Annotated in this window: 16 protein-coding genes; 10 read left to right on the forward strand and 6 right to left on the reverse strand. The window is 63.7% G+C overall.

The genetic code is table 11. From position 1 onward, the window contains the following. Positions 1–140 precede the first annotated feature (140 nt). The gene (locus JYA75_RS03905; protein ID WP_185713389.1) at positions 141–1,253 is read right to left on the reverse strand and encodes an NDMA-dependent alcohol dehydrogenase; all 1,113 of its coding nucleotides are present in this window, start codon (positions 1,251–1,253) and stop codon (positions 141–143) included. Between the two features lie 31 nt (positions 1,254–1,284). Beyond that, positions 1,285–2,790: an aldehyde dehydrogenase family protein gene (locus JYA75_RS03910; RefSeq protein WP_185713388.1), complete on the reverse strand. Its 1,506-nt coding sequence runs from the start codon at positions 2,788–2,790 to the stop codon at positions 1,285–1,287. 280 nt (positions 2,791–3,070) lie between these two features. Between JYA75_RS03910 and JYA75_RS03915 the strand changes: the two genes are divergently transcribed. The 4 genes from JYA75_RS03915 (at position 3,071) to JYA75_RS03930 (ending at position 8,173) form a co-directional block, all read left to right on the forward strand. Continuing rightward, a complete protein-coding gene (locus JYA75_RS03915; protein ID WP_006931474.1) occupies positions 3,071–3,802 on the forward strand; it encodes a GntR family transcriptional regulator in 732 nt (243 codons plus the stop codon). 632 nt (positions 3,803–4,434) lie between these two features. Beyond that, complete coding sequence (locus JYA75_RS03920; protein WP_185713387.1) at positions 4,435–5,751, forward strand: MFS transporter; 1,317 nt, start codon at positions 4,435–4,437, stop codon at positions 5,749–5,751. A gap of 115 nt (positions 5,752–5,866) precedes the next feature. Further along, positions 5,867–6,646 (forward strand): alpha/beta hydrolase, encoded by a 780-nt coding sequence (locus JYA75_RS03925; RefSeq protein ID WP_185713386.1) that lies wholly within the window; start codon positions 5,867–5,869, stop codon positions 6,644–6,646. A gap of 183 nt (positions 6,647–6,829) precedes the next feature. Next, complete coding sequence (locus JYA75_RS03930) at positions 6,830–8,173, forward strand: MFS transporter (protein WP_185713385.1); 1,344 nt, start codon at positions 6,830–6,832, stop codon at positions 8,171–8,173. On the opposite strand, the gene JYA75_RS28705 is transcribed toward JYA75_RS03930, so the two are convergent. Further along, a complete protein-coding gene (locus tag JYA75_RS28705) occupies positions 8,088–8,720 on the reverse strand; it encodes an alanine racemase C-terminal domain-containing protein (RefSeq protein ID WP_338109676.1) in 633 nt (210 codons plus the stop codon). The two genes, JYA75_RS03930 and JYA75_RS28705, sit on opposite strands and share 86 nt — an antisense overlap. Positions 8,721–9,161: 441 nt before the next feature. Between JYA75_RS28705 and JYA75_RS03940 the strand changes: the two genes are divergently transcribed. Then, positions 9,162–12,626: a serine/threonine-protein kinase gene (locus tag JYA75_RS03940; protein ID WP_203329723.1), complete on the forward strand. Its 3,465-nt coding sequence runs from the start codon at positions 9,162–9,164 to the stop codon at positions 12,624–12,626. A gap of 5 nt (positions 12,627–12,631) precedes the next feature. Here JYA75_RS03940 and JYA75_RS03945 read toward each other — a convergent pair whose 3' ends face one another. The 3 genes from JYA75_RS03945 to JYA75_RS03955 all read right to left on the reverse strand — a co-directional run bounded on the left by JYA75_RS03945 (position 12,632) and on the right by JYA75_RS03955 (position 16,033). Next, positions 12,632–13,894: an MFS transporter gene (locus tag JYA75_RS03945; protein WP_102799435.1), complete on the reverse strand. Its 1,263-nt coding sequence runs from the start codon at positions 13,892–13,894 to the stop codon at positions 12,632–12,634. 96 nt (positions 13,895–13,990) lie between these two features. Beyond that, complete coding sequence (locus JYA75_RS03950) at positions 13,991–14,737, reverse strand: GntR family transcriptional regulator (RefSeq protein WP_185713384.1); 747 nt, start codon at positions 14,735–14,737, stop codon at positions 13,991–13,993. A gap of 9 nt (positions 14,738–14,746) precedes the next feature. Beyond that, on the reverse strand, positions 14,747–16,033 hold the full coding sequence (locus JYA75_RS03955) for an MFS transporter (RefSeq protein WP_006942118.1): 1,287 nt from the start codon (positions 16,031–16,033) through the stop codon (positions 14,747–14,749). Between the two features lie 547 nt (positions 16,034–16,580). Between JYA75_RS03955 and JYA75_RS03960 the strand changes: the two genes are divergently transcribed. The 5 genes from JYA75_RS03960 (at position 16,581) to JYA75_RS03980 (ending at position 23,026) form a co-directional block, all read left to right on the forward strand. After that, positions 16,581–17,951: an MmgE/PrpD family protein gene (locus tag JYA75_RS03960; RefSeq protein WP_081637024.1), complete on the forward strand. Its 1,371-nt coding sequence runs from the start codon at positions 16,581–16,583 to the stop codon at positions 17,949–17,951. 118 nt (positions 17,952–18,069) lie between these two features. After that, positions 18,070–19,584 (forward strand): aldehyde dehydrogenase, encoded by a 1,515-nt coding sequence (locus JYA75_RS03965; RefSeq protein ID WP_185713383.1) that lies wholly within the window; start codon positions 18,070–18,072, stop codon positions 19,582–19,584. A 62-nt stretch (positions 19,585–19,646) separates the two neighbouring features. Beyond that, on the forward strand, positions 19,647–20,756 hold the full coding sequence (locus JYA75_RS03970) for a zinc-binding dehydrogenase (protein WP_241009808.1): 1,110 nt from the start codon (positions 19,647–19,649) through the stop codon (positions 20,754–20,756). Between the two features lies 1 nt (position 20,757). Then, a complete protein-coding gene (locus JYA75_RS03975) occupies positions 20,758–21,924 on the forward strand; it encodes a CoA transferase (RefSeq protein WP_006942122.1) in 1,167 nt (388 codons plus the stop codon). Between the two features lie 343 nt (positions 21,925–22,267). Next, positions 22,268–23,026: a GntR family transcriptional regulator gene (locus JYA75_RS03980; RefSeq protein ID WP_006942123.1), complete on the forward strand. Its 759-nt coding sequence runs from the start codon at positions 22,268–22,270 to the stop codon at positions 23,024–23,026. Positions 23,027–23,033 lie beyond the last annotated feature (7 nt).

Below are 23,033 nucleotides of genomic sequence, written 5' to 3' on the forward strand. Positions count from 1 at the left end.
CGTGAGGGTTGTACCGTATACCTTTGTGCTGCTGAGGCATTGGGCTAAGAGTGAGTTCACCGGATGTGCGAGCATGCCACGGCGACCTTCCGGTCCCTTGTGAAGAGACCGGAAGCCCCAAGCGGCCGCGGTAGAAGCGCTCAGAGTGAGAAGTCGATGATTCCGCGGATGTTCTTACCGTCTCGCAGGTCCTGATAGCCCTGGTTGATCTCGGCGAGCTTGTAACGGGTGGTGATGAGTTCGTCGAGTTTGAGCTGTCCTGCATCGTAGAGTCGCAATAGCCGGACGATGTCGTACTGCGGGTTCGACGAACCGAACAGAGTGCCCTTGATGGTCTTCTCCATGAACACCATTTCCTGGCCCGACACGTGGACGGTGAGGTTGGCGGCATTGGACACGCCCGTGACCACGACCGTCGAGCCCTTCCCGATCACCTTGAATGCTGCGGTGATGGTTTCCTCGTCCATGGTGCCGATCAGCACGAGGGCCTGATCGGCACCCTGGCCCCAGGTGAGTTCATCGACCTTCGCATGTGCTTCCTCGGCGTTGGAAAAGACGTGAGTCGCTCCGAATTTGAGCGCGGTGTCTCGCTTGAATTCGACGGGGTCAACACAGACGATGTACTTCGCTCCGGCGTGCACCGCACCCTGAACCGCATTGACGCCCAATCCGCCGATGCCGTAGATCACGGTGGTGTCACCGGGGCGAACGTTGCCGGCATTGACGGCGGTGCCCCATCCGGTCGGGACGCCGCACCCAACGAGCACTGCAGAGTCGAGGGGAAGCCAGTCGTCGACCTTCACGACCGAGTACTCGGACACGGTCGCGAGTTCCGAGAAGGCGCCGAGCATACAGAAGGCGCTGTAGTCGGTGCCGTCCTTGTGTAGGCGGAAGGTGCCGTCCGGCATGCTGCCTTGGAGAATTGTCGATCCGGCATCGCAGAGATTCTGGTGCCCGGTCGAGCAGTACCGGCAGATGCCACAACTCGGGGTGAAGCTGCAGACCACGTGGTCTCCGACAGCGACCTTCTTCACGCCTGGGCCGATCTTCTCGACGATGCCCGCGGCTTCGTGCCCTCCCACCATCGGATAGCGCACCGACAGATCTCCGTCCATCATGTGCAGATCCGAGTGGCACAGTCCAGCCGCGGACATTCGCAGCATGACCTCCCCGGGCCCGGGATCGTCGATGTCCAGTTCCATGATTTCGAACGGGGCGTGGGGTGCGGTCAGTACGGCGGCGCGTGTCTTCATGGTTCTTCCGATCGTCGTTCGAAGGATTTTCTCAGCTGTGCATGGTCCATACGGACTTGGTTTCCAGATATCCGTCGAGGCTGTCCGGGCCCAGGTCACGGCCGTAGCCCGACTGGTGGAACCCGCCGAACGGAGCTGCTGGATCGGTCAGCCCCCAGCCGTTGACGTAGACGGTCCCGGCCTGCAGTCTGCGCGTCATCGTCTGGACGGTATTCACATTCGTCGTCCAGATACCCGCGGCCAAGCCGTAGTCGCCGGCATTCGCCCGCTCGATGACCTCGTCGATGTGGTCGAAGGCGAGAACGACGACAACCGGACCGAAGATCTCCTCACGTGCGCATTCCATGTCGTCGGTCGCATTGGCGATGATCGTCGGAGGGTGGAAGTGCCCGGTCAGATCGCCGGGAACCTGCGCAGCCTGATAGACCTTGGCGCCCTTGATTTTTGCACGTTCGACGTATCCCCGGACGCGCTCGAGTTGCGCATTGTTGACCAAAGGGCCGAAATCGACACCCTCGTCGAGTCCATGTCCGATCCTCAACTGCCCGGCGATCGCGGTGAGTTGCTCGACGACCTCGTCATGGATGTCTCTGTGTACGAACAATCGTGATGGTGCGCTGCAGGTTTGACCGGAGTGCCAGAAGATGCCGCCCGCAGAACCGGTCACCGCCTCCGTCACGTCGGCGTCGGGCAGGATGATGTTGGCGGACTTGCCACCAAGTTCGAGTGTCACCCGTTTGACGTCGGCCGCGGCTTGGCGAGCGATGTGCTTGCCGACCTTCGTCGAGCCGGTGAATGTGAGCTTGTCGACCCCAGGATGGGCAACCAAGGCTTGACCAGCGGTCCCGCCGGTGCCGGGAACGACGTTGAGCACGCCGGGGGGCAGTCCGGCCTCGCCGGCGAGTTCCGCCAGCCACAACGCCGACAGGGGCGTTTCTTCGGAAGGCTTGAGGACCATCGTGCACCCGGAGGCAAGTGCGGGGCCGATCTTCCATCCGCACAGCAGAAGTGGGAAGTTCCATGCGGTGATCGCGCCCACCACTCCGACCGGTTCGCGTTCGGTGCGCACGTGGATACTCGGATGAGATACCGGGACGGTCGAACCGACGATCTTGGTGGGCCAGCCGGCGTAGTAGTGAAACGCCCGCGCGGCGAACTCGACATCGATGTTTCGTGCTGCGCCGAGGACCTTCCCTGCATCGAGGACCTCGAGCTGAGCGAAGTCATCGGCGTGCTGGTAGATCAGATCGCCGATCCGGTGGAGGATGCGTCCGCGGTCGAGGGGGCTCATCTGCCGCCACGGGGCCGACTCGGCAAACGCGCGCCGGGCCGCGTCGACCGCGTCGGCGACGTCGTCCACTCCTCCGGAAGCCGCAACCGCGATCTGGCGCCCGGTTGCCGGGTCGAAGACGGGAATCTCCTCGCCGGTGCGCGCTGCGCGCTGTCCGCCATCGATGAAGACGTGCGGGGCGGTCTTCAGGCGGTTGACGACAGCCGAGGAGAGAAGGTGATCGGTCGATGCGATGGGTGTCATCATGCCTCTCAGATTGGATATGTGATACATCAGATGTGACTCACGTTACGCCCGCGTGGCCTCGAAGTCGAGTCCGGCCCCGGCGCCGCGGACAGCGAAGTACCGGGCCAGGAGAAGCGGTCGGCCGACGAACTGCACAAACCCGCTGTTCAGAGCCGTCGATGCGCTACTTGGGGGACGATTGGCGTGCGGCGGCGTGTTGCACGCGGCGATGCGTCAGCGGTGCCCCCTACGGATCACGTACACTAGCCCGTGTTGATGATTGATCAAATTAGGAGTCGAGATGACTGCGTCTGACGCCGGAATCGATCTACCGATTCGTGCTGCACAGAACGGTGGCCGGCGTGAGGACGCTCGTCCGCAGGTGGCGCGACGAAACATGAGTGGTCAGGTCGTCGACTACATCAAGAATATGATCTTCGACGGGTCTCTGATTCGGGGACAGCGAGTGCCGCAGGACCAAATCGCCAAAGATCTCGGCGTCAGTCGTCTGCCGGTTCGGGAAGCGCTCATCACTCTCGAGGCCGAAGGATTGATCGACTCCGAGCCGCATCGCGGTTCTTATGTTGTCCCCATCCGGCGCGAGGACATCGACGATCACTACCGAATCTACGGAATGGTGCAGGGGCTCGCGTCACGACGCGCCGCGTCCCGTATCACCCAGCCAACGCTTGCCCGGTTGCAGGAGCTACACGAACTCATGCAGAACAGCGACGATCCTGACGTGCTTCATAATCTGAACTGGGAGTTTCACGCCCTCATCAACCAGACGGGTGGCAGCCGGCGCCTGTTGTCGGTGCTGCGGCAGCTGGCCAAGAACCTGCCACGGGCCGTGTACGAGGCACCGCCCGGCGCGAGTCCCGAAGCCACTCGGAGTCACCAGAAAATGCTCGACGCCTTGAAGCGTGGGGACGGGGCAGCAGCGGAGGCTGCGTCGCGCGAACATGTTCAGTTCGAGGGCGAGTACGTGATAGCCAAGCTCAAGCGCGACGGCATCCTCGCCGACGACGACTGAGGACGGCGAACAGACACGTCGGAAGACGGCGCAGGTCACCGGCCGGGCTGAGACGGTGAACCGGCCGGTGACCTGGCGGGCGAGTGCGTCCGAAACTCGGCAGGTCGAGTTGCTGCTGCATCCACCCCAGCGCGATGGCTTCGGCCCGTGTACGCGCGCGTAACTTGCGCTCTCGACCGTTCGATGATGTCCAGCGCGTCCAGGGCCCGCGCCATCGACGTGGGAAGAAACGCGGTGAGCTGACCACGGATGTGAAGAGCCGCGCGTCGGGCTGCCGGTCATCCAGCCCGTCTGAATGCCGGGCCCCTCATGGCACGGTGGAGGACGGACCATCCGCTGCGCCGAGATCGGTCTCGTTCCGCGAGTGACAGCGATCGGCCGGGGTGTCGGCACTCCCCCACCTTCCTTCCCCGTAGGAGCAGGTAACTTGTATCAAATATCCGGGGGATGTTCGTCGACCTGAACCCTAGCCGCACCGTCCTGTCGGTAAAAGTACCAGTTCAGAGCGGTCATACGTGCCACTCCCGACTCCCCTCGTGGCTGCACACTTGATAAATGATGCAAAAAACCGCAGACTGTGTGGCGCACGCCACTGCGTGATCCCCTCCTCCTCGATGTCCCCAGGAGCCCCGATGTCAGAAACAGCCATCGACGATGGTTTGCGCGAACGCCCATCCACTCCACTTTCCGCGGAGAGCAACCGTCTGAGGCCCTACCACTGGGCTGTCATGGTGCTCGGGGTGCTCGGCTACGCGACCATCGCCGCCGACGCCGCGATTTTCCCCACGAGCTATCCCCTCATCCAGCAGAGTCTGGGGTTCTCCGACAATGCCGTCGGGTACATCTATGCGGCCGGATTCTTCACTTGCGGCGTCATCGCCATGTTCCTCATCGGCCCGTTGACGGACCGCTTCGGTCGTAAGCCACTCTTCGTCGCAGCTATCGCAATCTGCTCTGCGTTCACGATTCTTGCTGGATTCTCCTGGAACACTGTGTCATTCGGTGTAATGCGGTCGATCGCAACAGTCGGGTACGTTTCGTGGGGACTGGCCACCGTGCTCATTGCCGAGTCAGTACCTGCGAAGCACCGGGGATGGATGACCGGGACCGTACCAGTGGGGTGGGCCATCGGATTCGGAACATCGGCCTTCTTCTCCGAACACATCGCAGCCAGCATGGGATGGCGGGCGGTGTTCTGGATCGTCGGCGTACTCCCCTTGGCCTTCGGTATCGCGGTCTTCTTCGTCATCAAGGAAACACCGCACTTCCAGGACCTCCAGCATGCCCGTCGGACGGGGGCGAGCAAGTTCCACGTTGATGTCGCCAAGACGGAGAAAAGTGTGCTCGCTCAGCTGTGGGCAGCGGATATGCGTCGCCGCACCATCGGAGTAACCCTGTTCTTCCTCTTCATCGTGCCCCAATACGCCATCATGTCCTATTTCGGACTGAGCTTCCTGCAGGCGAAGGACATCTCGTTTCTCGAGGCCAACCGCGCAATAACCTGGGCAAACTGGCTCGGTATCGTCACCATCCTCGCCGCCAGTTTCCTCACGCGGGGCAAAGGCGCCCACTACACCCTCACGTCCGTCGGAGTGCTCGGATCTGTCTGCGCCATCTTCATGGTGTACCTGGCCACACCGTCGACGATCTTGCCCTGGTTCGTCGTCTACGTCTTGATCACCATCGGGCTATGGGGCGGATCCTCGAACTTCTTGCAAGAAGCCTTTCCCACCCGTATTCGTGGCACGGGTGGAGCATGGGGTTCTGGCATGTTGTGGGCCAGCTACGGAACTCTTGCGCTCATCGTCGCTCCATTGCTGACCGTCTACAGCTGGAATGTACTGGTCATCGTCTTTGGTGCCGTACTGCCGCTGATCGCGCTGATCGGTCTGTGGCTGGTTCCGCGACCGAAGGCGCTCAACTCCAACCTCGAAGACCTGCTGCACTGACATGCTCCCCCGCACATTCCGAGCGATCCGGAGGATTTCGCCGCCGTTGTCGAACACAACCTCCCCGAGCCTCGGCCCTCCGCCTCAGGCCCAATGACATGAAAGGGAAGAGCCGATGAAGGTTTTCGACGTTGTAGACCAGGGACACGGACCAGCGGTGCTCTTCTCCCACGGCACGCTCCTGGATCGGACCATGTACACCGAGCAAACCGCTGCTCTGGCCGATCGCTACCGAACCATCGCCTACACCAGCAGGGCCGGAACATCGGAATATGCCACCGACTACGACCTCGACTCGCTGGTCTCCGATTGCCTGGAGGTGGCCGCCCGAGCAGGAATCGACCGATTCGTACTGGTGGGAATGTCCGTGGGCGGTTTCATGGCGATCGAACTGGCCCTGAAGCACCCTGAACGGCTGGCCGGGCTGGTCCTGATGGACACGATGGCTGACGCCTATACCAGCGAGGAGAAGGCTCGGTTCGCCGATGTATTCCGACCCATGAAGAGCGAAGCCCCCATCTCCGAAAGCTTCGCACAAACCTTTGTTCCCATCATTTTCGGCCCGCAGGCCATCGCGAACCGTCCCGATTTGGTCGATTCGTGGGTGCGCAAGTGGCGGACCAGACCATCGCGGTCGGTGTGGGGCGAATACAACTCGTGGATCGGCAAACACGAACGCCTTTCCCGCCTGCCGGAGATAGAGATCCCGACCCTCATCGTGCACGGTGAGGACGACAACGGCATCGACATTGCAGCTGCCGAACGGATGCATGCCCGGATACCGGGATCGGCCTTTGCCCGAATCCCAGGCGCGGGTCACTTGGTGACTGAAGAAGGCCCCGATGCCGTGACAACCGCGCTGACGACCTTCCTCGATGCCCTACCGCGTTGGTAGATCCGGCCGGACAGTCATCGAGCATCCGTGGACTACCTGGTCTCCCGTCGAGCATCGTCGTCACCGGTGCCGATCATGATCGACGGAGGACAGTCCGCGTGAACGTTGCCCGACTCCCGGAAACCGTGCACTACGCCACGGTTGCCGCTTCCTCACATTACTGTTCTCTCTGGAGGAACCATCATGAGCGTGCGTGAAAAACGCTCCACCGCAAAGATGCTTCGTGTTACTGCAGCAGGATTCGCCGGCACCGCACTCGAGTACTACGACTTCTTCCTGTACGGCACCGCCGCAGCCCTCGTGTTCGGACCCCTGTTCTTCCCGTCATACAGCCCACTGGCGGGGACCCTCGCCTCCTTCGCGACTTTCGCGGTGGGATTCCTGGCGAGGCCATTGGGCAGCGTGCTCTTCGGCGGAATGGGTGACAAGGTCGGCCGGCGCAAGACGCTCGTGGTCTCGCTGTTGATGATGGGCACCGCAACGGTTCTGATCGGCATACTTCCGACATTTGAGCAAGTCGGCTGGCTTGCACCGCTCCTGCTGGTCACTCTCCGTTTCGTGCAAGGCATCGCGATGGGCGGAGAGTGGGGTGGAGCTGCACTGATGCTCGTCGAGCATTCACCCCCGCGCCGGCGCGGGCTGTATGGCAGCACCGTCCAGATGGGGGTGCCCGGTGGACTCCTGTTGTCGACCATCGCCGTCACCGTCAGTGACCACATCTCCGGCGACGCTTTCGAAACGTGGGGATGGCGGATTCCGTTCCTGCTCAGCGCCGGACTCTTCGCCATCTCGATGTTCATTCGCCTCGGCGTCGAGGAAACCCCGGACTTCACCGAACTGCAGACGGCATCGGCCCAGCAAAGCACCCCGGTGCGCACACTACTGCGCAGTCAATGGCGGGACGTCGCATGGGCCGCGGGCGTCATTGCTCCCGGAGGCATCCTGTTCTATCTGGTTTCCACCTATGCCGTCTCCTACGGCACCACCATCTTGGATATCAGCCGTACCACGATGCTCAATGCACTGCTCGCCGCATCGATCGTTTACTTGATCAGTCTCCCGGTATCCGGTCATCTGAGTGACCGGTTCTCACGCCGTACTGTCCTTCTCGCCGGGTGCGTCACCGCCCTGTTCGGAGGGTTCGTGCTGTTCGCGCTGATGAACACCGGATCGGGCTGGGCCGCGTTCTTGGGTATCACCTTCATGCTGGCGGTGGTGCATTCGGCACTGCAAGCCCCGCAGCCGGCCTTCCTCGCGGAACGATTCAATGCCGATGTCCGGTTCAGCGGCGTCGCGTTGAGTCAGGCGCTGTCGGTCAGCGTCATCGGCGGCACCGCCCCCTTCATGGCGACGCTGTTCTATAGCTGGACGCACTCCACCTGGCTGATCTGCACCTGGCTCGCACTCTGGAGCGTGGCTGGGGCCGTCTCGACGATCGCGCTCAGCAGGAGACCATGTGCGATCGACGATGCCGGGCAGCGACCGGCCGATACCGACCGGGAACACCGGCTCGGTGCGACACGTTAACTGACCGGCACTCACGACAATTTCCGCGGGTGTGCTGTCCCGTCCGCTCGGTGGACAGCGCACCCGCGGCACTCTGAACCGGAAATATGCTGCGCGCCAATGATATAACGCCACTCGATCCGACTACGCAGTCCGCCGAGGATCTCGGCGGGGGTCGTCCCGAACGCGCGAGCCCACCGAGGCGCGCCCCCGGTGGTGCCCTCAGTTCCTCGAACAACACCGCACGATCTCCTTCCGTGACATCGGTGTCCGTCCCGAGGTAGACCACAATCCGATCCATGCACACCAGCCCGATCAGAGGGCGCCACCTACCGCCCAGCAGCACCGGCATACTGCGGCCCAGCGCACGCGAGATCCCGTCCGCGTGCCCCACGGGCAGCAGAGCGACCGAACAGTCCCTCTCTGCCACCCGACCGAGGTCGGCATGGACCGGATCGAAGCGCAGGTCACCGCGGCAGCTGCTCGAGGTGAACGTTCGCAGTTGACGGCCACCTGGTCCCTCGCGGCGGTCCCGTGCCGTGCCACCGCTATTACCCGGCAAACGCACTGACCGCGATCTTGCACCGCACGGTGGCTGTACGCGTCTGGCTCGACTGCCGCCATCGACGACGCCAACGAGGTCGGAGCCGACAGGGCCATCGTGCTGCGGGAGACGGGGGCGAGGTTCACACAGGCTTCGATGACAGGTCGTCGGTCCTTCAGAGATGCGGTACTGGGAGCGCCATCGTTCTCCCAGTAACGATTGACACGGTTACGGCCCTCGATTCGATGCTCCGCACCCGCCCACACAGGGTGGGGGATGACGGGTAGTGCCGCGGACGAGGCCGCGAATTCTGCTTGACCCCTCCTCAGCCACCATCGCGGTCATCGAGCGTGTATCGACGCGTTCAGGGCCGGTTCGGTCGGCTACCAGATTATCCTTGATTCAGTAGGCGCGAGGTGGGTGATGAGCCGATTCAAGGCACCAGGTGCCGGTTCGAGGTCGTAGGTGGCCGAGACCGATCCGGGGGCAACGCAGCGCGACCAGACTGCAGCCATCGCCACGGAGCTGGCTGCGGAGGGATTCGAGGGCGCCACCGAGATCGGACGGGGCGGCTTCGGTGTGGTTTATCGCTGCGAAGAGCGGGCTCTCGATCGCGTCGTAGCGATCAAGGTGCTCACGACCTATCACGACCCGGAAGGCGTGGATCGCTTTCTCCGTGAGCAAAGAGCAATGGGACGCTTATCCGGGCACCCCAACATCGTCACCATCTATCGCGTCGGGACGACGGGTGCCGGTCACCCGTACCTCGTCATGCAGTACCACGAGCCGGGCTCCCTTCAGTCGCTGATCGAGTCGGGTCCGATCCCCTGGCCCCGTGTCCTACACCTCGGTATCAAGGTGGCCGACGCGCTCGAGACTGCCCACCAGCAATCCATCCTGCACCGAGACGTCAAACCCGCGAACATCTTGATCGACACCTACGGAGAGCCGCAGCTGACAGATTTCGGCATCGCGCGCATCGCCGGCGGGTTCGAGACCGCGGCCGGTGTCGTCACCGGGTCACCCGCCTACACCGACCCCGACGTGTTACTCGGGCGTCCCCCCAGCCCGGCGAGCGATCTCTATAGCCTCGGAGCCACTCTGTTCTGCGCGCTCACCGGGCACGCGGCCTTCGAGCGGCGCCGCGGAGAGTCTCTGATCGACCAGTTTCGGCGCATCACCAATCCGAGCGGCTCCCTGCTACGCGACTGGTATGGAGAGATTCCGGAGGAGGTCTGCACTGTGATCGAGCACGCGATGGCACGCGATCGCGGCAATCGTCCCTGCACGGCAGCCGACTTCGCCGACCAATTACGCCGCGCCCACCACAACGCCGAAGGGAGCGCGACAGACTCAGGTGCCGCTCCGGACTACGCTTCACCAGCGTTCGGATTCGGATTCCCGGCACCGCACTCACGGACCCCGATGCCCTCCGGCCGGTACTCGGCACCCCCAACACCCGCCACCAGATTCCGACCCCCACCACCGAGCCGTACGCTGATCACCCGGGACCGTCTGATGCAGGCCCTTCACACCGATCGACGGCGACGCCTGACCGTCATCCACGCACCCACCGGCTACGGAAAGAGCACCGCAGCGGGACAGTGGCTCCATCAGCTCGCCGACGAGGGCATTGCCACCGCATGGCTGACCATCGACCGAGACGACGACAATCCTCTCTGGTTTCTCGCACATCTCATCGAAGCCATCACCACCGCGTTGCCGGCCTTGGCGACCGAATTACGTGACACCTTCGAAGCACACGGTGACCGCGCGTGCCCACACGTGCTGACAACGTTGATCAACACACTGCACGATCAAGACCAACACCTGGCTCTCGTCCTCGACGACTGGCATCGGGTCTCGGATCCCTCGAGTGTGGCTACGCTGACGTACCTACTGGACAACGGTTGCCACCACGTCCAGATCATCGTGACCAGTCGCACGCAAACTGGACTGCCGATGAGCCGGATGCGCGTTCGCAACGAACTAGTCGAGATCGATTCGGCAGTATTGCGATTCGACGAAGAAGAAACACGCAGCTTCCTCATGGAAGCCTCGGGACTGGACCTGGCAACAGAGGACATCGCCGATCTGGCGAGGTCGACCGACGGCTGGGCCGCCGCCATACAGCTGGCGTCGATTTCTCTGCGCTCGTCCGCGGACCCTGCCCAGTTCATTGCACACCTCTCGGGCCGCCACCACGCGATCGGTGATTTCCTCGCCGAGAACGTCCTCGACTCCGTCGATACGGATACGCGCGCATTCTTACTGGCCACCGCCATCCCCGACCGCATCTGCGCCGACCTGGCCTCGACCCTGACCGATGTGCGACGCGGTCAGGCGATGCTCGAGCTGATCGAAGCGCGTGACCTTTTCTTGCGCCGAGTCGACGACGAAGGGCACTGGTTCAGATACCACCACATGTTCGCAGAATTCCTGCGTGGCCGACTCGACACCGAGTTCCCCGGGCGATCGGCGCAGTTGCATCGATCCGCATCCACCTGGTTCGCCGAGCACCGCTTTCTCAGCGAAGCAGTCGATCACGCACTGCGTGCCGGCGATACGGCCGGTGCAGTGAAACTGGTCGAACGCGACGGGACGTATCTGCTCGAGCATTCGCAGATGTCGACGTTGCGTGGACTTGTCGACAAGCTGCCGACAGACAGCACAATGTCCAATCCGCGGCTGCAACTCGCCGCCGCGTGGTCGAACATCCTGCTCTACAACCCCGGCCCCGCTCTGCAGGCACTTGACCGCGTCGATACCGCGCTCACCCACCTCAGCGCGTCGGAGACCCCCGCGCTGCGTGCCGAAGCCTCGGTGATCAGAGCGGTCGTGGAATTGCGTGCAGACCGAGCCTCGCGAATCGACGACTTGGTGCGTCCGTGTCTCGATCGTCCCGATGACTTCCGGCCGTGGGTCGTATCCGTCGCAGCGAACGTTGCGACGTTCGCCAAGATCTGTCGGGCGGACTACCGCGCCGCCTATGCCCTTCAGCACTGGGCCGCAGCGTATCACCAGCGGAACAACGGACCGTACAACTCGGTACACGGACACTGCTGGGTGGGTATAGCGGCCTTCGAGCAACTGGATGTGAAGCTGGCGGAAGCGAGTTTCCGCACCGCGATGAAGATCGCTCAGCAAGTGGATGGTCGACGCTCCTACACCGCTCGGTTAGCCGGCGGGCTCCTCGGTGAAGTTCTGTACGAACAGGGACACACCGCCGAGGCCGAGCGACTACTCGACGACGGATACGACCTCGGACCACACGCGGGCGCTGTCGACTTGAAGATTGCCCGGTACGTCGTCGGAGCCCGAATCAAAGTGATACACGGCGACCGGTCAGCGGCCGTTGCACGACTGGACGAGGGAGCACGATTCTCCATGCAGATGCAACTGCCGAGGCTCTACAGCTCCATCGTCAACGAATCGGCGCGCCTGGATCTCGTCCTACCATCCTCAGATGCCTCGCAAACTGCAGATCTCACCTACGCCGAACGTGCGGAGCAGGTGTCCGGTCTCGACGAGGTTATCGCGCAGAACCGGGAGGAGGCGGCCATCACGCGATTGGTGCGAACCGGATCCCTGGCGAATACCGAGCTCGCATGCCGGTGGGCCGGAGAGTGGGCGGAGCGACTTGCGGGCAGCGAACGCCACCGGGCTGAGCTACGGGCCCGCAGGCTGCTGGCCGGCTGCCTCGCCGCATCCGGCCGTAGCGAAGAGGCTGGAAGCCTGCTCACCGGGGTAGCAGCCCAATGCGCGAAAGCCGGGTTGGTGCGGTTTCTCGCCGATGGCGGAGTACACGTCATGGACACCCTCCGACAAATCGCCGGCAACGTCCATCCCCCCAGCCATCCGCCGCTGTCGTCGGACCTGCCGGACGAATTCGTGTCGGCCGCGCTCGCGGCTGATGCCGGCCTGCCTTGAGCTCCCTACCGCAGGGATGACACAGCGCCCTCGGTGCCGTGTTGAATCGATCGTCGGGCCCCGGCTCCTGCGGAAGAGACGAGGATCAACCCCGCCCCGATGGCGAGCCAGATGGCCGCGGCAAGCATGCCGATCCGGAAACCCCAAGGACTGACCACCGAGGCGAGGGCTGGTCCGGCGCTGGCACCGAGAAAGGTGAAGGATCCGTACAGTGCCGTTGCACCGCCCGTTTCCTCCGGACGCACCTGCACCAGAAGGGACTCGACAATGGCTGACGCCGTAGCGGAAATCGCCGCCACGAGCAGCAACACCGCTATCGACAGTCCTATCAGGTAGTCCGACGACACCGATCCGGCGGCCACGGACATCGCCGCCACACCCAACGCCGCCGCGCCCCGGCGGGCCGGTCGCCACCGCCTCAGCACTCGACCCAGAAATGGAATGACGAGAAGTGCTGGCACGGTGATCAAGCGCAGCACCTGCAGGGCCTCGGGATTTCCGGCAACCGACGGCGGGCCCACCAGCGAGATGGTGGTGAAAACGCTGACATACCCACCGAGGAATGTGGCCGAAGCACCGAACAGCGCGACCAACCGCCACCTGCCCAGAATCGTCACCAAGACCCCGAAGAGCCGCGCACCACGGGGGTGGCGGATGGCCCGCGCCCTCGGAACGAACACAACAACGACCACGGCGGCCACCGCGAGCGCACCCGCACCGAGCACAAAGACCGCGCGCCAACCGGCCGCAACAGCGATCACCTGTGCGGCGACGGGAACGACTGCCGCCGCTCCGAGGAAACCGCTGGTCAAACAGCTCAAAGCCAGCAGACGCTGGCGCGGATCGATGTTCTCGGCAATATACGTGAACGCGGCGGGGGCGAAGGCGGCTGCCGCGCAGCCCTGCCCCGCGCGAGCGATCAGTTCGAGAAGCAGCGTGGAAGGAAGGGCTGCCAGCAACGTGGTGACGGCAGCGGTGCACAGACCCACAGACATCACGGTATGGGAACCGAATCGCGACGCCAGCGGCCCCGCCGCGAGGAACCCGACAGCATAGGCGACGCCGAACACAGTGGAGGTCGCCGTCACCTGTGCAGGGTTGACATCGAAGGAAGCGGCCATCTGCGGTAACAGCGCCAATACCGAGTACATCTGTCCTACCGCGGTGACAGCCGTGGCGGTGAGAATGATAATCACTCGCCGGGGCGGGACATACCGATCCCGGACGACGTCGATCGAACCGATATCGGTGCTCGTCTCTCGACCCACACCGCCTCCTTCGTGCGTTCCTGGTAGGTCAACCGTGTAATCGATTGCCACCCCGACCACTTCGTGGTGGCTCAGTGCGGACCGCGGACGTCCCGATCAGCGGTGCCGGCGCAGGTCCATCCGGTAGCTGTAGCGGCGGGGATTGAAGCGGGAGGCGGTGAACTCGACCGGCCGCCCACCGGCGTCGTGGTACAGCCGCTCGATGAGCAAGACGGCGTCCCCTACCGAGCATCCGATCAGTTCGCTCTCAGCTTCTTCGGCTCGAGTGGCGTGGATGCTCTGGGTCGCCGAGACGATGCCCTCGGGCAGTAACCGCTCCGCCGATTGAATGATTGTGCTGTCGGTCTCCCATGCTGCCCGATCGATCACGTTGTCCGCCAATGAGGAAACCATGTAGTGCCGAGTCAGGGCGAAGGGCGCATCGTTGTAGCAGCGTTGGACGAGGGCACAGCGGACATCTGAGATGTCCGCGCCGAGGTCACGAGCGATCGCAGGCTCGCTCACCCCCCGCCGGAAAGGCTCGAGCAGCCGAGTGGTGGTGCCGGGCCAGCTCATGATCTCGTCGAGCGATCCGATCGCACGCTGATAGCGAACGGAGTTCGTCTCGTACCCAATCAAATACGTGCCGCTGCCCTGAACACGGTGCACCATGCCCACCTCGACCAGGTGTCCGATTGCTTGCCGGATCGTGTGCCTGCTGACGCCGAAAGTGTGTCGAAGTTGATCCTCGGTAGGCAACTTGTCACCCACGGCGTACTCACCGCGTTCGGCTCGCCGCCGAAGTTGTTCGGCGACGAGCCGGTACGCGGGACGCTTCAGATACGAATGCGTCTCCACAATCATGCCTGCCTGTCAGTCCCTCACCGAGGGTGCTTCGTCACTGAACAGCGACACTCCGCGAGTCTCGGGGAGATACCGCAGCAGGATCAAGAACGACAGCGCTGCAACCGCGACCAGATAGAAGGCGGGAGCGACGATGAGCGCGGCCGCCGCCGCGATGGCGGTAGCGATGAACGGGCCGGGCCCGCCGATGAGAGCCTGCGCGACGTTGAAGCCGATCGAGCTACCCGTCACCCGCAGTCGGGCCGGGAAGAGCTCGACCATGAGAACTCCGAGCATGACATTGGCCAGTGCCTCGAACGCCGCCAGGATTGCCAGACCGATCAGTGCGAGGTACCAGGTGCCGGTCGAGAGCAGCGCGAAGCAGGGGACCGCGGTCAGAGCAATGCCGACGGCGCCGAGCAGCATCGTGCGTCGGCGGCCGATGCGGTCGCCGATCATGCCTGCGACGGGGCACATGAGTGAGTAGATGAGCAATCCGAGCACCGCGAGTTCGAGGGCGGAGGTCTTGGCCATGTGGACCTCGACACTGAGGAAGGTGACCACGAAGGTTGCGAGGTAGTAGAAACCGAGGCCGGTCACCGCGGTGCAGACGAACACCAACAGGATTCCGGATCGACTGTGCTTGCCGGCGTTGCGCAGCGGGGCATGCTCGACCTCGTGAGCGCGCTGGAGCTCCTGGAACACGGGAGTGTCCTCGAGCCGGAGCCGGACGTAGAGACCCAGGACGGCCAGTGGGCCGGCGACGAGGAAGGGGACACGCCACCCCCAGCTCGTCATCTGGTCGTCGGACAGCAGGGCCGTCAACAGCAAGGTCACCGCACCCCCGGCCATGACCCCGATGCCGGCGCCGGCGGAGACCACACTGCTCCACAGCCCGCGCCGGCGGGCCGGTGCATATTCGACGAGGAAGGCAGCCGCGCCCGCGTATTCGCCACCCGCAGAGAAACCTTGGGCACACCGAAGGAGCACCAGAAGAGCGGGAGCAGCGACGCCGATTGTGGCGTACGTCGGCAGGACGCCGATGCCGATCGTGCAGATGCCCATGACGACGATCGCGAACGAGAGCGCCGCGCGGCGACCGGCACGATCGCCGAACGCCCCGATCAGCAGCCCACCGAGCGGACGAAAGAGGAACGCGACGCCGAAAACGGCGAGGGAGGCCAACAGCGACGTCGTGGCGTTGCCGGACGGAAAGAACAGCTGTCCGATGGTCGCGGCCAGAAACCCGTACACCGCGAAGTCGAACCACTCGAGGAAGTGGCCGATGCCCGCGGCGACGGCGACGCGTCGAGACACCCGGGGTGCCAGCGTCCCCGATGAGGTCAGCGCATCAGTCGTCGGCGCCTCTCCCGGAGTGGTGGGGGGTGACGGCAATACGGGGGGTGGGTTCGTCATCGAGGTCTCCTCGGGAAGCGTCGTGGACTTCTTTCGCCACGACGTGAATTTGGTCCTGCGCGAATCTGATGGTGTTTCTGGCGCGCCCATGATCCTCCGCCCTGGCGGCCCACAGTGAGATGAGCCACAGTTGTACGGATGATTGGAAGGTAGTCATGGTCGACGCTTGCGTCAACCCCTTGGAGTGGGCGGGTTCGCCGCTACGTGGAACTTGGACAACGGAAACGTCTTGAACAGGCAATTACCGTCAAATAACGGGACCGTCGTGGTCGGATCCTGGAGGTGGACGGGTTCGATTCGCGTCGTGATTGACAGACGCATCGTTGCGCAATAGTGTCTCAAGTCATACGGACAAATTCTGAAACGGTGGTGGTCGGATCCGCTTCCGCGGGCAGCTCCGGCAGGAACTGCAACTGACGTGTCCACGAATCACGGAAGGGATGTGCGCATGGCTGGCAGCACGATCGCCGAACGACTCGGCGCCTTCGCCGCAGATCTGGAGGTCGATGCGCTTCCGCTACCAGTCGTCGAGCGGGCGAAAGGGTGCCTCATCCACGCTTTGGCGGTGGGGATGGCCGGCTCGGCCGCTGGCTTCGGGCGACGGGCCGAGCAGGTTACCCCCGGAGTGAGCTCGCCACCGAACCGCCGGGGATACGCCCGCTCGCTGGTGACCGGCCAGTGGCATCCGGCCTCGACGGCGGCCTTCATCAACGGAGTGCATCTACATGCCCGGGCGCAGGAGGACACACATGGCACGTTCCATCCAGGCGTAAGCGTCGTACCCGCCGCTCTGGCGGCAGCAGAGGCCAGCGCTGTCGACGGTCGGACTCTGCTTGCAGCGGTCGTCGCGGGTTACGAGGTGGGCATCGCGCTGTCGAAGCCACTCACGGACCTGACCACCCCGCCCTTTCGCGCCACGGCGGTGTTCGGACCGGTAGCTGCCGCTGCCGCCGTCGCACGAATCCGCGGCCTGAGCGGCGAACGCACGACCTCCGCGCTGGCGATCGCCGCATCGATCTCGGGTGGCACGTCCGAATCGTTCGGTGCCGGAACTGACGAATGGCATTTCCAGTCGGGAATTGCGGCGACGAGTGGACTGATGGCAGCGCAACTTGCCGAAGCCGGAGTTGCGGGCTCGCGGGCCGCTTTCGAAGCCGAAGCGGGATTCCTCGACTGCTTCTCGCGATCGCGTGAGGCAGCGGAAATGATCGCCCGCGACCTCGGGCGGTCCTGGAACATGCTCGAAGTAACCTTCAAGCCCTACCCGGTGTGTGCGTTCAATCAGGCGCCGGCCATGCTCGCGGTGCGGCTGCGCGAGTCCGGTCTCCACGCCGACGAGGTCGCATCGATCCGGCTGCAGATGAACGAACGCGAGGCAACCTATCCGGGCATGCCCTCGCGCGGGCCCTTCACCAGTACCTCACAGACACTGATGAGCGCCAGATTCGCCTTCGCAACCGGGCTCGTCCACGGCGACATCACCTACGGCCTGTTGCAACACTTCACCGATCCGCAGGTGCTCGACCTCATCGGCAAGATCGACCTCGTCGCCGAGTCGGCACGCCCGGCGAAAACCGCACACGCCACTGTGGGCCTGGTCGACGGGACCGCGGTCCAAGACGCCATCGAGGACTCCGATGCGATGCTGTCGTGGGACACCGACGGCGTCGTACGCAATGCCGAACGCCTCGCAGACGAAATTCCGCTGTCCACAAAGGAACTGGAAACCTTGATCGACAGCGTGGCCACGTTGCCCGACGCGCCGTCCATCGACCCGTTGATCCGTGCGACTTTGGCGGGCATCTCCGTCAGAACGTGAGGACAGCTCTTTTCCAGTCGTCCCCCTCGACATGCGGGGTACATCGAAACCCGAAACCGACGCTCCCAATTCAACAGTGCCGGGCACTCGATCCGGCCGAGAAACGAGAAAGAGCACTATGACCGAGAACGTCGCCATCGCCGAACGGCGAAACAGCGAACTCCAACACCGAAAGATGTACATCGACGGCGAATGGGTCGACGCCATCTCCGGTGAGATTTTCGAGACCGTCAACCCCTACAACGGGCGGGCCTGGGCCACTGCCCCACTCGCCGGACCGGAAGATGTCAAGAATGCTGTCGCGGCCGCGCGACGCGCGCTGTCCGGGCCGTGGGGATCGATGTCCGCGGCGCAGCGAGGCGCCCTGATCCGTAGACTGGCGGCGCTGATCGAGCCCCACGCAGACGAGCTCGCGCGTATCGAGACCACCGACAACGGCAAGGTCATCCGCGAGACGCGCAGCCAGATGGCCGGATTGCCGGCGACCTACGAGTTCTTCGCCGGCGCTGCCGACAAGATCTTCGGTGACACCATCTCCGCGCCCCAGACGAACTTCTTCACCTACACTCGCCGCGAGCCAGTCGGCGTGGTCGCCGCGATCCTTCCCTGGAACAGCCCTCTGTTCCTGCTGGCGAGCAAGCTCGCGCCCGCCTTGGCCGCCGGCTGCACATTTGTCGCCAAGCCCGCAGAGCAGACGCCGACGTCGACCCTCGAATTCGCCAAGCTCGTCGATGAAGCCGGATTCCCGCCCGGAGTGTTCAACGTCGTCACCGGCGCGGGGAACACAGGAGCCGCACTGACCGCCGAACCCGGCGTGGACAAAGTCACCTTCACCGGCTCCACTGCCACCGGAATCGCGGTCATGAAGAGCGCCGCCGACCACATCGCAGAGGTCACCCTCGAACTCGGCGGCAAGTCCCCCAACATCATCTTCCCCGACGCCGACATCGATGCGGCCGTCAACGGGGTGATGGCAGGAATCTTCGCCGCCACCGGCCAGACCTGCATCGCCGGAAGCCGTTTGCTGGTCCACGAATCGATCCGCGATACCGTCGTCGAGCGACTCGCACGACGCGCACCCCAGATCAAGATGGGGGATCCGCTCGACATCGAAACCGAGATGGGCCCCATCGCCTTCGCCGAGCAACTCGAGAAGGTCCGCTACTACGTCGACCTCGGAGTCGACGAAGGAGCCACAGTGGTGTGCGGCGGAGAGCGTCCGCAGGACACCGAACTGGCCGACGGGTACTTCTTCCAGCCCACCATCCTCAGCGGCGTCGACAATTCGATGCGCGTGGCACGGGAAGAAATCTTCGGACCCGTGCTGTCGGTCATCACCTTCACCTCGGAAGAAGAGGCGGTCCAACTCGGCAACGACACGACCTACGGACTCGCCGCGGCGGTGTGGACGAAGGACGTCCAACGCGCGCACCGCGTGGCGCACCGGCTCAATGCCGGCACGATTTGGATCAACTCCTACCGTGTGCTCGCCAACAACGTCCCGTACGGCGGCTTCGGGCAGAGCGGAATCGGCCGCGAAAACGGCATCGAAGGCCTCGACGCGTATCTGCAGACCAAATCCATCTGGGTCGAACTCACCGGTGAAAGCCGTGACCCGTTCAAGCTCGGCTGAACCAACAGGAGCAGAAACTGATGACCACCACATTCGACATCCCCAAGACCAGCCAGGCGGCGGTGCTCACCAAGCACAGTGAGCCGCTCGAGATCCGCGAAATTCCGGTACCCCAGACCCTGGAACCGGGCGCACTCCTGGTCCGTATCGAAGCAGCGACGGTGTGCGGCTCGGACCTGCACCTATGGGACGGCTCCCTCGGCGGCAGCCAGGCGCTGGACCTACCCGTCATTCCCGGACACGAAATGGTCGGGCGGGTGATCGCATTCGGTGACGGCGCCGAGCGAGACACCTTCGGGACACCGCTCGAAATCGGCGATCGCATCTGCTTCACCCACGCTTCATGCAACCAATGTGACCACTGCCGGTTCGACAACCAGCCCACCCTGTGCACCAACCGGCAGTACTACATGTTCACCAACTGCGAGCGTCCCCCGTACCTGGTCGGCGGCTTCGCCGAGTACGCCTATGTCTTCCCCAATTCGGGACGAGTGCGCGTGCCGGACGAGGTGGAAACCTCTTGGGCATCGGCGGCCAGCTGCGCACTGCGCACAGTTGTGCACTCTTTCGAACGCATCGGCAAGATGAATCCCTGGGAAACCGTCGTTATCCAGGGAGCGGGCCCGCTCGGCCTGTTCGCTACCGCCCTCGCCGATCATCTCGGCGCCGGACGAATCATCACCGTCGGCGCTCCCGATACCCGCCTTGCCATTGCCAAGCAGTACGGGGCAACCGACCTCGTCTCTGTCGCCGAACATCCCGAACCCGAAGACCGGGTCGCCGCGGTCCGCGAATTGCTCGGCGGGCACGGCGCCGAAGTCGTCTTCGAGTTCTCCGGCGCACGCACCGCGTTCCCAGAAGGTCTGGGAATGATCAAGGAAGGCGGCCGCTACATGGTCACCGGCCAGATCGACGGTCCAGGCAAGGAAGTCCCGGTCCGGCCCGGCTTCATCACCCGACAGCAGCTGACCATCATGGGAACCTGGTCCGGGCACATCGCCGAATATCGCAAGGCTCTCGACTTCATGACGAACACACATGGTAAGTACGACTTCGGCGCACTGGTCCCGAACCGGTACCGGCTCGACCAGGCGACCGAGGCACTGACGCGGATGCGGGCACAGGAGGACATCAAGCCGATGCTCGTCCCGCACGCAACCGAAGGAATCTGACGTGAGGCCCCTCGACGGCATTCGGGTGCTCGAGATGGGCCAGTACATCGCCGCCCCCTACTGTGCGATGATGCTGGCCGACCTGGGCGCGGAGGTCATCAAGATCGAGAAGCCCGACGGCGGCGATCCGCGCAGAATCTACGATCCGCTCGAGCAGACCGAGACCGGATCTATGAGCGGCGGGTTCCTGAGCTACAACCGCAACAAGAAGTCCGTCACGCTGGACTTGAGCACAGAAGGCGACCGAGCCCGATACCGGACCCTTGCGGCGACCGCGGACGTAGTCGTGGAAAACCTCCGTCCCGGTGCCGTCGACCGTATGGGAGTCGGATACGAAGCGCTCAAGGAGGCCAATCCACGCCTGATCTACTGCGCCATCAGCGGCTACGGACGGTTGCGGACGCATCGAGGTGAATTTGCCGAACGGCCGGCCTTCGACACCGCCATCCAGGCAGTCGGCGGATTGATGTCGGTGACCGGAGAACCCGGGGGCCCGCCGCTGCCGACGGTGACCGGTTTCGCGGACGTCTTCACCGCGGTCCACGCCACCGTCAGCGTGCTCGCCGCTCTACAGGGACGTCAGAATACCGGTGTGGGCGCGTTCGTCGATCAGAGCATGTACGACTCCGTGGCGTCCCTGCTCGAACGCGAACTGATGCTGTGGGATTTCACGGGCGAGCATCGAGTGCGCGGGGTGGATCGCTACTCTCCACTCGGTGCCCTCGAGGCCGAGGATGGTTATGTTGCACTGATTCTGCCCACCCACGAAATGTGGCGGCGGCTGTGTGTGGCAATCGAGCGGACCGACCTGCTCGACCATCCACTGTTGGACACCGTCGTTCACCGGGCCGAGAACTTTGCATCGGTGATCCGCCCCGAAGTCGAACGGTGGACACGGTCGCGCACCCGCCGCGAGATCGTCGAACGTTTCGCCGCCCATGGGCTTCCCGCCGGGGAAACCCAGACCGTGGACGAGCTCTACCGGTGCCCTCACCTTGACGCGCGTCGCATGTTCCTCGAGATCGACGATCCGTATGCCGGTCGCCGAAGGATGATCCGGACACCGTTCCTGACCGACACCTACGAGGAGCCACGCACCGACTCGGCGCCCCAGCTCGGCGCCCACAACGACGAACTGCTTGCTGAGGTGGAACCGACCACGGCCTGAGGCGCCCGCCGACATGGATGGCGGGGACACCAGCACCACCGCGACAGGGCCCACATCCGTATCGGGTCCGTCGTGCTGCGGTGACAGACGTCCATCGGTCGCCCAACTCCGGCGCCGGAAGGACCGAGTGTGGAGGTGTGATCGCAGACGGTCACACCTCCACACTCGATTCATCAGTATCAATTTTCGAGGTAGCAGAAGTAGTAAGCAATCTGACGCCACGAATATGCTGTCGTTGCAGTAAATTCCCGTTACCGAGTCTCCCACGTTGAAGATTCATCCGTACGAGCGCTAGTGTGGTGGATGACACCCTGCCGATCGCATCAGGGAGAAGGAGGAGCCCGTGGTGACGAAGAAGGCCGCTCCCGCGGAGCGTGGTGTCCCAGCGTACCGAGAGTTGGCCGAGAAGTTGCGGGCCGACATCGAGGCAGGTGTCTACTCGGTGGGACGGAAAATGCCCACCGAAAGCGTGTTGCAGTCGGTCCACAACGTCAGCCGCCACACGGTGCGTGAGGCGCTCCAGATACTGCTCTCGGACGGGCTGATCTACCGCGTCCAAGGCAGCGGAACCTATGTGAGCGGGCGTCAACAGGACACCCGGGGCCGCTATGTCCGCTCGATCGGCTCCCTCGACGAAATTATCGTCTGGCCCGATACGAACACCGAGGTGATCGAACCATTCACCGTCGTCGTCGAGCCCTCCATCGCGGCCCGATTGGAATTGCCGTACATCGAGGTCAGCAAGGCCACCGTTCGACGTTCCTATGAGGGACTCCCCTTCGTCCTGACACGTCACTACGTCGAACCCGAACTCGGTGCGAAACTGGCCGCGGACGGGGTCCCGTCGGTCGGCGAAGGAACCGTGATCGGGGCGGCCGAAAAACTCCTCACCAAGCCGATCATGGGCGCGCGCCAGGAGATCACCGCCATGAACGCCCCCGAGCACGAGGCTGAGCTGATCGGATGTCAAGCTGGAGACGCCATACTGCTGATCGAGCGTCTTTATTACGACGCGGACGGCAAGTTCGTCGAGTTCACATCCTCTCATTTCAATCCACGTCGGTACTCGTACCGCATGGAACTGAGGCGGCGAGGAGCCTGAACAGGTC

Origin of the sequence: Rhodococcus sp. PSBB066 (genome assembly GCF_017068255.1) — a bacterium.
Taxonomy (GTDB): domain Bacteria; phylum Actinomycetota; class Actinomycetes; order Mycobacteriales; family Mycobacteriaceae; genus Rhodococcus; species Rhodococcus aetherivorans.